The organism is Streptosporangium minutum, from assembly GCF_002149035.1.
Lineage (GTDB): Bacteria > Actinomycetota > Actinomycetes > Streptosporangiales > Streptosporangiaceae > Streptosporangium > Streptosporangium minutum.
On the sequence record NZ_NGFP01000258.1, the window covers coordinates 1 to 13,162 of the forward strand.

A 13,162-nucleotide genomic window follows, 5' to 3' on the forward strand; every position below is an offset into this window, starting at 1 on the left:
CCCCGCGCCCGCCCGCCCCGGGTGGAGGCGGGCCGTGCGCGGTGAATGGGATCATGGGGCGATGAGCACTGCCCACGACGTCGTCGTCATCGGCGGGACCGGGGTGGACACCACCGCCTACGTGCCCGCGCTGCCCCTGCCCTACGCCGACACCTACGCCGTCCCCCCGGTGATCGACCGGATCGGCAACACCGGCAGCGGTGTCGCGCTCGGCTGCCACGCGCTCGGGCTGCGGGTCAAGCTGGTCGACCTGATCGGCGAGGACCCGCAGGGCCGGTTCATCCGGGCCCACATGGAGGCCCGGGGGGTGGAGTTCGCCTGGGCGCCCGCCCCCCAGGGCACCCGGCGCAGCATCCTGCTGGTCGGCCCCGACGGGCGGCGGCTGTCGCTGTTCGACCCGCGTGACGCGCCCGGCGAGCGGCTGCCCCGGGAGCTCTACCTGGAGGCGGTGCGCGAGGCCCGGCACGTCCACGTGTCGCTCACCGGTTTCTCCCGGCACGTCTACCCCGACCTGGAGGGCGGGTCCGTCTCCACCGACCTGCACGACTGGGACGGGGAGAACGACTTCCACAAGGACTACGCCTACTCCTCCGACCTGGTCTTCCTGTCGAGCACCGCGCTCGGCTCCCGCCGCGAGGCCGTCATGCGCGACATCCTGACCGGTGGCCGCGCCAGGACCGTGATCTGCACGGCGGGCGCCGAGGGCTGCCACGTCCTCGACGCCGGCGGGTTCCGGCACTTCCCCGCCGCCCCGCTGCCCGGCCCGGTGGTCGACAGCAACGGAGCCGGGGACGCGTTCGTCTCCGGCGTCCTGTACGGCCTGCTCTCCGGGCGGTCCCTGGACGACGCCGTCTCCCTCGGCGCCGTCGCCGGGGCCCACGCCTGCACGTCGGCGGGCACCCACGAGAACCCCATCGACGAGCCGACCCTGCTCGGTCGCGGGGAGGGTCTCCTCCGGTCCTCGCCGGTGTGATGTCCTGCCTTACCCGTGACGCCCCGCCTACCATGACTTTAGGTCATATATTACTACACTGAGTAGTCATGGGGGCGGCACAGGAGCAGACCATCCGGACGCTCATCCCGGCGCGGATCGACCGCATGCCCTGGTCGCGTTTCCACACCAGGATGGTGGCCGCACTCGGGGTGGCGTGGGTGCTCGACGGCATGGAGATCACGATCGCCAGCGCGGTCGGCGACGTCCTGCGGGCGCCGGAGACGCTCGGGCTGACCTCCACCGAGGTGGGGTTCGCCGCGACGGTCTACCTGCTCGGCCAGGTGACGGGCGCGCTGGTGTTCGGCCGGCTGTCGGACAGGCTGGGGCGGCGCAAGCTGTTCATCTTCACGCTCGGGGTCTACCTCGTCGCCAACGGTCTCACCGCGCTCTCGTTCGACTACTGGTGGCTGCTGCTGTTCCGGTTCATCGCCGGGACGGGCATCGGCGGCGAGTACTCGGCGATCCACTCGGCCATCGACGAGCTCATCCCCGCCCGCTACCGCGGCCGGATCGACCTGGCGGTCAGCGGCACCTACTGGCTGGGCGCGATGATCGGCACGGCCTCCACCTTCGTCCTGCTCAACCCCGACCTGCTCCCGGTGAACGTGGGCTGGCGGCTCGGCCTGCTCATCGGCCCGCTGCTCGGCCTGGCGATCTGGGGTCTGCGGCGGCACCTGCCGGAGAGCCCGCGCTGGCTGGTCATGCACGGCCGGGAGCGGGAGGCCGAGCAGGCGATCAGGGAGATCGAGGAGCACGTCCTGGTGTCCGGCAGGAAGATACCGCCGGTGGACGAGCGCAAGGCCCTCGAGATCCGGCCGCACGGCCCGGTCCGCTACCGCGACGTGATCCGGGTGATCCTCAGGGACTACCCCAAGCGGTCCGTCCTCGGCGCCACCCTGATGATCAGCCAGTCCTTCCTCTACAACGCGATCTTCTTCACCTACGTGCTGGTGCTCTCGAACTTCTACGGGGTCAGCGCGTCGGACGCGTCGAAGTACCTGTTCTTGTTCGCGCTGGGCAACCTGCTCGGCCCGTTCGTGCTCGGCCCGCTGTTCGACACCGTCGGCCGCAAGCCGATGATCTCCTCCACCTACATCCTCTCCGGGCTCCTGCTGGCCCTGACCGGCTGGCTGTTCAAGGAGGGCATGCTCACCGCGACGACCCAGACGCTGCTGTGGGCGGTCATCTTCTTCATCGCCTCCGCGGCGGCCAGCTCCGGCTACCTGACCGTCAGCGAGCTGTTCCCGCTGGAGATCCGGGCCCTGGCGATCGCGGTGTTCTTCGCGATCGCCCAGACGTTCGGCTCGCTCGGCCCGACCGTCTTCGGCGCGCTGATCGGCGACCAGGCCCACCCGGAGCCGACCCGGCTGTTCTACGGTTACCTGTTCGCCGCGGCCATGATGGTGTTCGCCGGGATCATAACGATCTTCCTTGGGGTGAGGGCCGAGCGGGCCTCGCTGGAGGACATCACCCCACCCCTCTCGCAGGTCGGGTCATAGCTCGGCGAGCAGGGCCGCCGCCCGCTCCCGGTAGGCGGCCACGTTGCGCATCTTGACGTGCTCGTAGCCGCGGATCACCTCCGGCAGCTCGGCCAGCTCGCGGATCCGCTCCCCGGTCTCCGGGCGCAGGTGCGAGAGGGCGCGGTGCACGTCGCGGGTGTACTCGGCGACGAGCTCGCGCTCGGCCCTGCGCACCCCGGCCATGCCGAACGGGTCCAGCCGGGTGCCGCGCAGCCCGCGCATGCCGTACAGCAGGCGGAAGGCCGGGTCGAACCAGGTGCCGAGACGGATCTTGCGGTTCACGCCCAGGGCGCGCAGGAACGGCGGGTGCAGGTTGTAGGAGATCTTCGCGCCGGGGCCGAACTCGGCGGCGACGCGGGACCTCTCGGCCGGGTCGAGGTGGAGCCGGGCCACCTCGTACTCGTCCTTGTAGGCCATCAGGCGGTGCAGGTGGCGGGCGTAGGCCTCGGTGATCGGGCACTCCTCCGCCGAGGTCTCCCGCTCCAGGGAGAGGACCGCGCGTACCGCGTCGGCGTAGCGGGCGGCGTAGCGCAGGTTCTGGTAGGCGACGAGGTCGGCCACCCGGACCGTCAGGATCCGGTGCAGCTCGGTGCCGGTCGCGGCGACCGAGTCGACGAGCTCGGCGACCTCGGGGCGCGGCGGCCGCTCGGCCGTCACGGGGGCGCCGGTCGCCCGCGCCACGGACTCCGGGTCGGCGACGACGGCCCGGCCCCAGTGGAAGGCGGCGATCGTCCGCTCCGCGCTCCTGCCTCCGCCCAGGCGGATGGCCCGCTCGATCGACTCCAGGCTGAGCGGGATGAGCCCGCGCTGCCAGGCCGCGCCGACCACGATCGTGTTGGCCGGCATGTGGTCGCCGAACAGCCTCTGGGCCACGTCCTCGGCGTCGAGATAGACGTTCAGCTCGCGCCGGGTACGCGACTCCAGCGCGCCGATCGGCGAGCCGAGGTCGGTGACGTGCGTGGACGGGTCCAGGACCATGGAGCCGGTGGGGACCAGGCTGGTGGAGACCACCGCGACGGTCCGGTCACGGCCGGCGCCGCTCAGGTGCTTGGGGTCGGTGGCGCCGATCAGGTCGAGCGCGAGGTAGGCGTCCACGCCGGACGTACCCGCCCGCCCGGACCGGTCGTCGTCGCCCTCGAAGATCAGGATGTCGGAGACGACCGTGCCGCCCTTCTGGGCCAGGCCGGTCTGGTCGAGCCCGCGCGACTGCCTGCCGTCGAACATCGCGGCGGTGCCGAGGATCTGCGCCACCGACACCACGCCGGTGCCGCCGATGCCCACCAGCCGGATCATCGTCTCCCCGGTGCGCGCCGGCGGCGCCGGCAGCGCCGGGGGAGCCGGTACGGCGGCGCGCTTCCCGGTGGACCTGCCCGGCGTGATGGTCAGGAAGGAGGGGCAGTCGCCCTCCACACAGGAGTAGTCCTTGTTGCACGATGACTGGTGGATCTCGGTCTTGCGGCCGAACTCGGTCTCCACCGGCAGCACCGACAGGCACTCGGACTTCTGCCCGCAGTCGCCGCAGCCCTCGCACACCCGCTGGTTGATCGCCACTCGCTTGACCGGGTCGGGCAGGACGCCCTTCTTGCGCAGCCGCCGCTTCTCGGCCGCGCACTGCTGGTCGTGGACCAGCACGGTCACGCCGGGGATCGCGGCCAGCTCACGCTGCGCGTCCTCCAGCGCGGTGCGGTCGCGGACCTCGGCGATCCGGGCCAGCTTGACCCCCCGGTAGCGTTCGGGCTCGTCGGTGGTGACGATCACCCGGCGCACGCCCTCCGCCTCCAGCCAGCGGGTCAGGTCGGCCACGGCGAGGGAGGGGGTGATCGTCTGGCCGCCGGTCATGGCGATGGCGCTGTTGTAGAGCAGCTTGTAGGTGATGTTGACGCCCGCGCCCACGGCGGCGCGCACGGCGAGCGAGCCGGAGTGGTGGAAGGTGCCGTCACCCAGGTTCTGGAAGATGTGCGGGGTGTCGGTGAACGGCGCCTGGCCGATCCACTGGGTGCCCTCGCCGCCCATCTGGGTCAGGCCCGTCAGCGTGCCCTTGCCCTCGCGGTTGAGCACCACCATCGTGTGACAGCCGATCCCCGCGCCCACCGGGGCGCCGTCCGGAACGGCGGTGGAGCGGTTGTGCGGGCAGCCCGAGCAGAAGAACGGGGTGCGCTCCGGCCCGAGCAGCTTCAGCGGCGCCGGCCGGGAGATCACGGCCAGGCCCTTGGCGATCTCGGCGCGGCCGTCCAGGCCCTTGCGGCGCAGCCGGAAGGCGATCGCCTTGGCGGCCAGGTCGGCGTCGACGCCCCCGGCCGGTGGGATCAGGGCCGCGCCGTTCTCGTCGAGCTTGCCGAGGACGCGCGGGGCGTCGGCGGTGCCGTACAGGACGTCCTTGACCAGGGTCTCCAGCAGCGGGGCCTTCTCCTCGACGACCAGGATCTCCTCCAGGCCCCGGGCGAAGGTCCGGACGATGCCGGGCTCCAGCGGCCAGAGCATGCCGATCTTCAGGATGCGGACGCCGAGCTCGGCGGGGTCCACGCCCAGTTTGCGGAACCCCTCGCGCACGTCGTGGTAGGCGGTGCCCGAGGCGACGATGCCGAGCCAGGCGTCACGGGGGTCGACGGTGATCCGGTTGAGGCCGTTCTCCCTGGCGTAGGCGCGCGCCAGCTCCAGACGCGGGCCGACCAGCGTCCGCTCCATCTCCAGCGACCAGGGGGTGAGCAGGGTGGCGTCCGGCGTGTGACGGTACGGCCTGCCCTCGTATTCGACGACCGGCATGACCGGGACCACCCGGCCGGGGCCGACGTCGACGGTGCCGGTGCCGTCCACCACGTTGGAGACCGCCTTCACCGCCACCCACAGACCGCTGGCACGGGAGGCCGAGATCGCGTGGCGGCCCAGGTCGAGCAGCTCCTGCACGCTGCCGGGGTGGACGATCGGCATGCCCAGCGCGGCGAGCGTGCTCTCGGTGGCCGAGGGCAGGGTCGAGGACTTGCACGTGGGGTCGTCGCCGCAGAAGGCGATCAGGCCGCCGTCGGGGTGGGCGCCCACGAAGTTGCCGTGCCGGAACGCGTCGGCCGCGCGGTCGACGCCGGGGGCCTTGCCGTACCAGACGCCCAGGACGCCCGCCTTGCGCGGCCGGGGGAGCGTGGGCACGAGCTGGCTGCCCCAGACGGCGGTGGCGCCCAGTTCCTCGTTCTGGCCAGGCCGGTGCACGACGCCGAGCGGCCCGGTGTGCTCGTGCGAGCGGGCGAGCTCCTGGTCGAAGCCGCCGAGCGGGGAGCCGGGGTAGCCCGACACCATCGTGCCCGTGTCGAGGCCGGCGGAGCGGTCGGCGCGCATCTGGTCGAGGATCACACGGACCAGTGCCTGCGTGCCGGTCATGAAGACCCGGCCCTCATCGAGGACGTACCGGTCGTCGGGCGTCACCTCACGGGCGTCGGCGAAGATCGTCATGATCGTGGTCCCGTCTGTCTGCGCCACTTCGATTGCCCGCAAGGTTATGTCAGTTAGAGCGAAATTCGATGTCAACATTTATGGCGTTTACGCTGTTGGTTAGCATTAGTTGCCATGGATGCAACGGATCGCGCAATTCTTGGTCTCCTGCAGGTGGAGGGGCGGCTCAGCAACCTCGAACTCGCCGAGCGCGTGCGGCTGACCGCCTCGCCGTGCCTGCGCCGGGTCCGCAACCTCGAGGAGGCGGGGGTGATCACCGGCTACCGGGCCGTGGTCGACCCCGCCGCCGTCGGGCGCGGGTTCCAGGTCCTCGCCTACGTCGAGCTGGAGGGGCAGGACGCCGAGACCGTGACCGCCTTCGAGACGGCGGTCATGGAGATCGACGACGTGGTCGAGTGCCTGCGCATGTTCGGCCGCCCCGACTACGTGCTGCGGGTCGCCGTGCCCGACATGGACTCCTACAGCCAGCTCTGCCTGGAGAAGCTCGGCCGCCTGCCCGGACTCGACAAGCTCACCTCCCAGATCGCCATGAAGGCCCTCAAACCGGGCGGTGTCCTGCCGCTGTGAACCGTGCGGACGGCAGGCGCACGGCGATCATGGCGATGTCGTCCCTGCCGTCGGCGGCCAGCTCGGACAGCAGCGCGTCGCAGAACATCTCCAGGGGCTCCCCGGCGAGCGCCGCGGCCTGGCGGCACAGCCGGGCCAGCCCCTCGTCGATGTCCTCACCCGGACGTTCGACGAGGCCGTCGGTGTAGAGAAGCAGCGTGCCGTCCGGCGGCAGCGGCTCGACGGCGCTGCTCCGCGGCAGGTCGGGGAGCAGGCCCAGCAGAGGATCGGTGAAGCCGTCGAGGAAGCGGCCCCCTCCGTCGCCGGTGACCAGCAGAGGCGGCGGATGCCCGGCCACGGAGTGGTTGAGCTGCCAGCCGCCGTCCTCCGAACACTCCATGCGCGCCAGGACACAGGTCGCGGTCTGCTCCTCGTAGAGGGTCTCCATCGCGAGGTCCAGGCGTCTGAGGATGCCGCCGACGGGCTCCTCTCGGTCGACGGCCAGCCCCCGGAGCAGGTTGCGGATCTGGCTCATGGTGACGGCGGCGGGCAGGTCGTGGCCGGCCACGTCGCCGATCGTCAGCATGGTGGCGCCGTCGCGCAGCCGGAAGCAGTCGTACCAGTCCCCGCCGACCTCGGCGGCGGCGGCGCTCGGCCGATAACGGGCGGCGATCCGCAGGCCCGGCACGGCGGGCGGTTCCGGGAGCAGGCTGCGCTGCAGGGCGAGCGCCACCCGCTTCGTGCGCCGGAACTCGATGGCGTTGCTGAAGGCGTCGTGCGCGTTGTCGAGCATCTGGTCCATCAGGGCGACGTCGGCGGCGCTGATCGGGGAGCGGTCACCGCAGACCGAGGCGGCCACCACCGCCACCACGGTGCCGTCGACGACGACCGGCGCGAGGACCAGGCTGTTGGCCGCCGCCGCGACGAGCCAGGCCTCGACCACCGTCGGCGCGATACCGGGCGCGGGAAGCCCCGGAGGGAACGTCCGGTGGATGGGGCGGCGGCGCCGCACCACGCGGGTCAACACGTTGTCGGGGGCGAAGGTCTCCTCGCCGTGCTCCGGCAGCGCGGGCAGGCCGGGCCGGGCGGCGGAGGCGACGAGGTACGCCACCAGAGGGGCGTCCTCGGGGCGGTCCGGCGAATCGGGCAGGAGGTAGATGATGCACCCGTCGGCCAGGTCCGGCACCATCACGCGGGCCAGCGCGGAGAGCATCTCCTCCAGGCGGGTGACGTCGGCGGTGGCGGCGGCGGCGAGGTTGAGCAGCTCCCAGCGCCGGTCCTCCTGCCACGCCTGCTCGATGTCGGTGCAGCTGCCCACCCACTCCACCACGGTGTCGCCTTCGAGCACCGGTACGGCGCGGACGCTGAAGTGCCGGTAGGTGCCGTCCACGAGGCGGATCCGGTGGATGTGCTCCCACAGGTGAGGCACCTCCCGAGCCGCCCGGGACCACGACTCGGCGGTCGGCTCGCGGTCGTCGGGATGGATGGCGTCCAGCCATCCATCCCCCTTGAACGCCTCCCACGACTGCCCGGTCACCCGCTCCCAGCCGGGGCTCGGTTCGATGACGCTGCCGTCGGCCGCGGTCACCCAGACCATCTCCGCGCCGACGCTCCCCAGCTTCTGGTAGCGCTGGAGAAGGCGCCGCCGCTCCTCGGAGAGAGCCTGGATCCGCTGCGCGGCGCTGACCTGCTCGGTCACCTCCACCGACACCAGCAGCACCCCGCGCTCGCCGCCGCCGAGAGAGATCTCCGAAAGGCTGAAGGTGAAGAAACGCTCCTGCGGGCCGGTGTCGGCGTAGGCGATGGCCACGGAGGCGTCGGTGACGGTCACCGGCTCGCCGGTGCTCAGGACCTGGTCGGACAGCCCGAAGTAGTAGTCCCGATCGACGTGGTCGCTGAACGCCTCGCGAGCGAGGGCCCAGAGCGATCTGTCGCCGAAGACCGACCGGTAGACCGCGTTGGCGTACACCAGCCGGTGGTCCCGAGCACTGGTGACCGACACCCCGACGGGGGCCGGATCGAACACCTCCAGCCCCAGCCCGCTTGATCTCTCCCCCCGGGCAACTTTCATCGTGCCTTCTCTGGCCGAAGAACGCGTGTGCGCCGGCATCGGACTCTGCCCGCGCACTTCCCCCTGATTGAGTCGCATACCCAGACAGTTCGGGCCTATACACACGATGGTTGGCATCGAGCCGGAAAGATCTACGCTATGCCCGCAGGAGCAGCCTCACCATGCGGAGGCGGTCCTAGAGCGAGCCGCCCTTGATCCGGGTCAGGAAGGTGGCCCACACCTCGGGCGAGAACAGCAGAGCGGGACCGTCGGGGTTCTTGCTGTCGCGGACGGCGACGACGCCGGGGAGGTTGACGGCCACCTCGACGCACTCGCCGCCGTTGCCGTTGCTACGGCTGCTCTTGCGCCACCGGGCACCGGTCAGATCCATGAACTCATCCTCTTCTCGATAAAGGCCGCGGAGGCGGCCTGTGGGAGTGCCCAGGAACGCAATGCGTCGAACTGGGCCGACAGGGGGTCGACCCGGGCGGGATCGGTCAGGAGCTGCGCGTTCTCCGCGTTCTCCATGTACACCACATCGGGCGCTCCCTTGAAGGAGAGGACCAATATGGGTCCGGCCAGTCCGGGGTAGGCCCCCACCTCGAAGGGGATCACCTGAAGGGTGACCCGTGGTCGCGCCGTCGCCTCCAGCAGGTGCCCGAGCTGCTCTCGCATCACCCGGGCGCCTCCTATGGGGCGCGACAGCACGGCCTCGTCCAGCAGGACGAAGAGGATCGGCGGATCGGGGCGGTCCAGCAGCCGTTGCCGCTGCATCCGCACCGTCACCATCTCCTCCACCTGCTCGGCGGTGTCGAACGGCCGACCCAGCCGGGTCAGCATCCGCGCGTAGTCCTCGGTCTGCAACAGCCCCGGCACCACCGCGAGCTGGTAGTTGCGGAGCGTGCGCGCCTCCCACTCCAGTTCGAACAGCGAGCGGACCCAGGCGGGCGAGGACTCCCGCCCGATCAGCGGCCAGAGCTTGATGAGCGTTCCGCCGGTCTCCAGCACCTCGTCGCATCGCTGCGCGAACTTCCTAGTCGGGGCGCGCATGGCGGTCTCGACCAGGCCCACCAGAGAGGTGGAGTAGGTCGTCCGCTTCGCGAGCTCCTGCTGGCTCCAGCCCATGGCCTCTCGCAGCCTGCGAAGCTCGGAGCCCCAGTAGGCCATGACGCTGGCGCTGGGATCCAGCTCGTTTGGGGCGGGCATGGGGGCTCCCGTCCTTTCGGGTCCTACATGTGCCGGGGTGGGTCCCACAGTGAAACCCAACCAAGTTGCATGTGTCTCTTAGTAATCGAGCACCTACCGAAAGTAATCATCCCACGGCACCCTGTGTAGGGGAAACGGTTCGTCGTTTTCACCGAACGCCGAGAGGAGGTGGGCAATGGCGAACCTCCGAGGCGTGCTCGCGGGAACGCCCGCCGTTCACGCCGCGTGTCTGCTCCGCGACGAGCTGGTGCGGCACGGCGTCGAAGGCGACGTTCACGACGGCTACGGCCTGGCGCTGGTGTCCGTCTGGGCCGACCTGGTGGTCTGGACGGACGGCATGGTCTACCGCTGGTGGACCGGGCGCCTGTCGCCGAGGACCAGGCGGCGGCTCTACGCCGTCTACGGCATGGACAACCCGGCCGCCGTCGCCCGCGTGGTGGCGCTGCGCTACGCCGAGCTGAGGGAGAGCCATCCGCGCTCCGAGCTGATCGCCGAGACTCTCCGCTCCCGTCCGTACGGGCGGGAGGGGGCGCTGGCGGGTCTTCTCCGGGTGGCCGTCGAGACCACCGGGTGTGACGAGCGGGTGCGCGTCCCCTCGGTCCCCCTGCCGCTGGACGCCCTGCACGGACAGTGACACCTGCACGGTCGGTGACAGGAGCCGGTCGGCCGGGTCCGTCCGGCCACGGGGCCGCTCACCCGGGCGACCGCCGCGAGCGGCGGCCTGTCCGGCACGCGGGGTCGGATCCGCCCGCGCGCCGTACCGGACGGATGTCAGCCGGTGCCGGCGGGGAGATCGACGACGGTGGTGAGGACGACGACGGAGTCCTCGTCGGCCTCCAGCGAGTGCCGCCGCCGCGGGATCGGCGCGATCTGCCCGGTGGCCAGCCCGACGGCACCCTCCTCGTCCAGGATCCGCACCCGTCCCGACAGGACGTGCAGGCTCGCGGCCGGCGGGGCCTCGTGCTCGCCGAGGGCCGACCCCGCGGTCAGCGCGATGATCGCCTGACGCAGCGGGCCCTCGCGGAGGAAGGTGTGGGCGCTGCGGCCGTGGGGGCTCTCCCGGGCGAGGGCCAGATGCTCCTCACCGAGGGCCAGTACGTCGATCATCAAATCTCCTCGAGTGTGGAGACCCCGGGCTTCAGCCGTGGGGAGGAAGCCAATGGTATTCCTCCTGCTTCTCCTGGCATCTGCCCCGCCCGCACGGAGGACATCGCCAGGGGGCGGTAAAGTCATCCGCCCGGCACGGGCACGTCGAGTCCCGGAATCGCCCGCCTCGCCGCCGTGCCCGCCGGCGCCGTGATGGACTGCTCCGGTGCAGGCCACCCGGACCCGTAGCCGCCGAAGGGATCGCTGATCATCATGTCGACGCGGTTCCGAGGAGGGCTGACGGCGGCCGCGGGTGCGCTGACCGCCCTCGTCCTGGTGGGGCACCGGCTGCTGCCGAACTGGCGGGGGATGGGCAACACGCTCGACAGCGGCCTGCCGTGGCTGGGCCTCGCGGTCCCACTCCTGGCCCTTGTCGCGTTCGCCCGCCGGTCATGGCTCGCGCTGGCGGGAGTCATGGTCCCGGCCGTGATGTGGGCGATGATGTTCGGGCCCGCGTTCGTCCGCACCGCGGCCACCGGGCCGCGGGACCTGCGCGTGGTCCACCAGAACGTCAGCTACGCCAACGACGACCTGGCGGCGACCGCCAGGGCCCTGCGGGCCACCGGCGCGGACATCCTGGTGGCCGTGGAGGTCTCCGACGACCCGGTGCTGGAGAACGGGACGATGGATCCCGTCTTCGCCCGGGAGATCGACCCCGGTTACCCCTACCGGTTCCCCGGCAATCCGGGGGTGGCGGTGTGGAGCAGGTATCCCTTCGACGGCCTGCCGCGGCCCGTGCCCGGGGTGCCGCGCTCGCAGCACGCCGTCCTGCGCACGCCGCAGGGCGAGGTCAGCCTCTACGCGGTGCACCTCGCGTCCTTCCGCCCCGCCCAGCCGTCCGTCATCGCCAACCGCAACGCCGAGGTGAAGGCGCTGGCCCGTGCGGTCCAGGAGGATCCCAGCCCCCGGATCATCGTCGTCGGCGACCTGAACACCGCCACCACCGACCGGGAACTGGGCCGTCTCACCGCGCTCCTGTCGCCCGTGTCGGAGAAGGCCGGCACGGGCCTGCAGTTCACCTGGCCCGCCGTCCTGCCCGCCGTCCGCCTGGACCACGTGCTCACCCGCGGCTTCACGACCCTCGACAGCCGGGTGCTGCCGATGTCGATCAGCGACCACCGCGCGATCCTGGCCGATCTGAGGGTCTCCGGCCGCCGGGCCTCACGTCGGGACGGATAGGGCCCGCTCGCCTCGGACGGTGCCGCCGGACCCGCGGCCCCGCCGCCCCGGGTGACCGCCGGTCCGTCCTGCGGCCCTACCGTCCGTCCCGTTCCCCCTCCTGACGGCCGTCCGGCTCCCCGCCCCGCGGTCCGTCGAAGCGGATGGCGCGCAGCAGATCGGAGGCGGGCCGGTCGAGCACGGTGACGCCTGCCGCGGGCGGGAGGGCGCCGCCGCGGGCACGCTCGACGAGCACCCGCCAGCGCCGGCAGTGCCGGGCGAAGCCGGAGGCGGTGACGACCCTCCCACGGGAGAGCTGCCCCGCGCGCGCGATCTCCGGCTCCACGTCGAGCATGATCAGGTGGACCTCGCTGCCGACCCCGCGGGCCAGCCAGGCGAAGCCGTACAGGATGTGCGGCCAGGTGCCCCGGGTGTGCGCGACGACGCCGTGCCCGCGCAGCACCGCCCGCGCGATCCGCGACACGTGTGTGGCGTGCACGATCGGGGTGCGGATCCGCGGGGGGATCGGCCCGAGGTAGCGCGCCCACCAGTTACGGGACTGCCGCGAGTCGATCACCCACGCCTCACCGGCCCGGACCGGTCCCCTCTCGTCGCCGCGCAGCCCGTACAGCCGGTCCAGCAGGGTGCTCTTGCCCGCGCCGGGAAGTCCCGCCAGCAGCACCAGCGATCCGGCGGGATAGTTCAGCTCCTCGGCGGACGCTCGGCCGGCCGGTGTGGTCGTGGCCATCGCGTGCACCTCACAGGGGTGGGGGACTTGTCTCGTCATGCGTCTCGCGGCCTTCCAGGTGGGCGGAAGCGGGGTCGCCTGCGGTCCGGTGCCGCAGGGGACAGGACGGACCGGGTGAAGGTCGGGCGGGGTTATCGATGGCGCGCGTCCGCCGGACCGGACGCACGGCGGCCGGTGCGCGGGCGGGGCAGCTCTCCCGTGGGAGGGTCGTCACCGCCTCCGGCTTCGCCCGGCACTGCCGGCGCTGGCGGGTGCTCGTCGAGCGTGCCCGCGGCGGCGCCCTCCCGCCCGCGGCAGGCGTCACCGTGCTCGACCGGCCCGCCTCCGATCTGCTGCGCGCCATCCGCTTCGAC

Annotated in this window: 11 protein-coding genes and 1 pseudogene; 6 read left to right on the forward strand and 6 right to left on the reverse strand. The window is 71.9% G+C overall.

Translation table 11 applies throughout. The features are described 5' to 3' along the window. Positions 1-61: 61 nt before the first annotated feature. Both CA984_RS36490 and CA984_RS36495 read left to right on the forward strand, forming a co-directional pair. Positions 62-973, forward strand: a complete 912-nt coding sequence (locus CA984_RS36490) for a carbohydrate kinase family protein (RefSeq protein WP_086577965.1) — start codon at positions 62-64, stop codon at positions 971-973. A 68-nt stretch (positions 974-1,041) separates the two neighbouring features. Next, positions 1,042-2,493: an MFS transporter gene (locus CA984_RS36495; protein WP_086577966.1), complete on the forward strand. Its 1,452-nt coding sequence runs from the start codon at positions 1,042-1,044 to the stop codon at positions 2,491-2,493. Here the strand turns inward: CA984_RS36495 and CA984_RS36500 are convergent. Next, a complete protein-coding gene (locus tag CA984_RS36500; protein WP_242676372.1) occupies positions 2,488-5,982 on the reverse strand; it encodes an indolepyruvate ferredoxin oxidoreductase family protein in 3,495 nt (1,164 codons plus the stop codon). The two genes, CA984_RS36495 and CA984_RS36500, sit on opposite strands and share 6 nt — an antisense overlap. A gap of 87 nt (positions 5,983-6,069) precedes the next feature. Here CA984_RS36500 and CA984_RS36505 point away from each other — a divergent pair, with 87 nt between their 5' ends. Continuing rightward, positions 6,070-6,522 (forward strand): Lrp/AsnC family transcriptional regulator, encoded by a 453-nt coding sequence (locus CA984_RS36505; RefSeq protein ID WP_086577968.1) that lies wholly within the window; start codon positions 6,070-6,072, stop codon positions 6,520-6,522. Here the strand turns inward: CA984_RS36505 and CA984_RS36510 are convergent. The 3 genes from CA984_RS36510 to CA984_RS36520 form a co-directional block, all read right to left on the reverse strand. Then, complete coding sequence (locus tag CA984_RS36510; RefSeq protein WP_086577969.1) at positions 6,494-8,572, reverse strand: SpoIIE family protein phosphatase; 2,079 nt, start codon at positions 8,570-8,572, stop codon at positions 6,494-6,496. The genes CA984_RS36505 and CA984_RS36510 overlap by 29 nt on opposite strands. 175 nt (positions 8,573-8,747) lie before the next feature. Continuing rightward, entirely contained in the window at positions 8,748-8,942 is a 195-nt protein-coding gene (locus CA984_RS36515; RefSeq protein WP_086577970.1) for a DUF397 domain-containing protein, read from the reverse strand. After that, positions 8,933-9,757, reverse strand: coding sequence for a helix-turn-helix domain-containing protein (locus tag CA984_RS36520; RefSeq protein WP_031170344.1), 825 nt, complete (start codon positions 9,755-9,757; stop codon positions 8,933-8,935). The genes CA984_RS36515 and CA984_RS36520 overlap by 10 nt, the downstream gene beginning before the upstream one ends. A gap of 175 nt (positions 9,758-9,932) precedes the next feature. Between CA984_RS36520 and CA984_RS36525 the strand changes: the two genes are divergently transcribed. Then, positions 9,933-10,391: a hypothetical protein gene (locus tag CA984_RS36525; RefSeq protein ID WP_086577971.1), complete on the forward strand. Its 459-nt coding sequence runs from the start codon at positions 9,933-9,935 to the stop codon at positions 10,389-10,391. A gap of 137 nt (positions 10,392-10,528) precedes the next feature. Here the strand turns inward: CA984_RS36525 and CA984_RS36530 are convergent, their stop codons facing one another. Next, complete coding sequence (locus tag CA984_RS36530; protein ID WP_086577972.1) at positions 10,529-10,864, reverse strand: cupin domain-containing protein; 336 nt, start codon at positions 10,862-10,864, stop codon at positions 10,529-10,531. Between the two features lie 252 nt (positions 10,865-11,116). On the opposite strand from CA984_RS36530, the gene CA984_RS36535 reads away from it, so the two are divergent. After that, positions 11,117-12,082 carry an endonuclease/exonuclease/phosphatase family protein gene (locus CA984_RS36535; RefSeq protein WP_086577973.1) on the forward strand — a complete coding sequence of 322 codons (966 nt, stop codon included), beginning with the start codon at positions 11,117-11,119 and terminating at the stop codon, positions 12,080-12,082. Between the two features lie 76 nt (positions 12,083-12,158). On the opposite strand, the gene CA984_RS36540 is transcribed toward CA984_RS36535, so the two are convergent. After that, positions 12,159-12,809, reverse strand: coding sequence for an ATP-binding protein (locus CA984_RS36540; RefSeq protein WP_086577974.1), 651 nt, complete (start codon positions 12,807-12,809; stop codon positions 12,159-12,161). Between the two features lie 137 nt (positions 12,810-12,946). On the opposite strand from CA984_RS36540, the pseudogene CA984_RS36545 reads away from it, so the two are divergent. Then, positions 12,947-13,162 (forward strand): annotated as a pseudogene (locus CA984_RS36545) (hypothetical protein); the annotation flags it as partial.

What these genes read in the sequence shown, in the direction of transcription:
- CA984_RS36520 (WP_031170344.1), bottom strand. Translation starts at nt 9,757, where the DNA reads ATGCCCGCCCCAAACGAGCTGGATCCCAGCGCCAGCGTCATGGCCTAC.
- CA984_RS36495 (WP_086577966.1), top strand. Translation starts at nt 1,042, where the DNA reads ATGGGGGCGGCACAGGAGCAGACCATCCGGACGCTCATCCCGGCGCGG.
- CA984_RS36515 (WP_086577970.1), bottom strand. Translation starts at nt 8,942, where the DNA reads ATGGATCTGACCGGTGCCCGGTGGCGCAAGAGCAGCCGTAGCAACGGC.
- CA984_RS36525 (WP_086577971.1), top strand. Translation starts at nt 9,933, where the DNA reads ATGGCGAACCTCCGAGGCGTGCTCGCGGGAACGCCCGCCGTTCACGCC.
- CA984_RS36510 (WP_086577969.1), bottom strand. Translation starts at nt 8,572, where the DNA reads ATGAAAGTTGCCCGGGGGGAGAGATCAAGCGGGCTGGGGCTGGAGGTG.
- CA984_RS36540 (WP_086577974.1), bottom strand. Translation starts at nt 12,809, where the DNA reads ATGGCCACGACCACACCGGCCGGCCGAGCGTCCGCCGAGGAGCTGAAC.
- CA984_RS36490 (WP_086577965.1), top strand. Translation starts at nt 62, where the DNA reads ATGAGCACTGCCCACGACGTCGTCGTCATCGGCGGGACCGGGGTGGAC.
- CA984_RS36535 (WP_086577973.1), top strand. Translation starts at nt 11,117, where the DNA reads ATGTCGACGCGGTTCCGAGGAGGGCTGACGGCGGCCGCGGGTGCGCTG.
- CA984_RS36505 (WP_086577968.1), top strand. Translation starts at nt 6,070, where the DNA reads ATGGATGCAACGGATCGCGCAATTCTTGGTCTCCTGCAGGTGGAGGGG.
- CA984_RS36530 (WP_086577972.1), bottom strand. Translation starts at nt 10,864, where the DNA reads ATGATCGACGTACTGGCCCTCGGTGAGGAGCATCTGGCCCTCGCCCGG.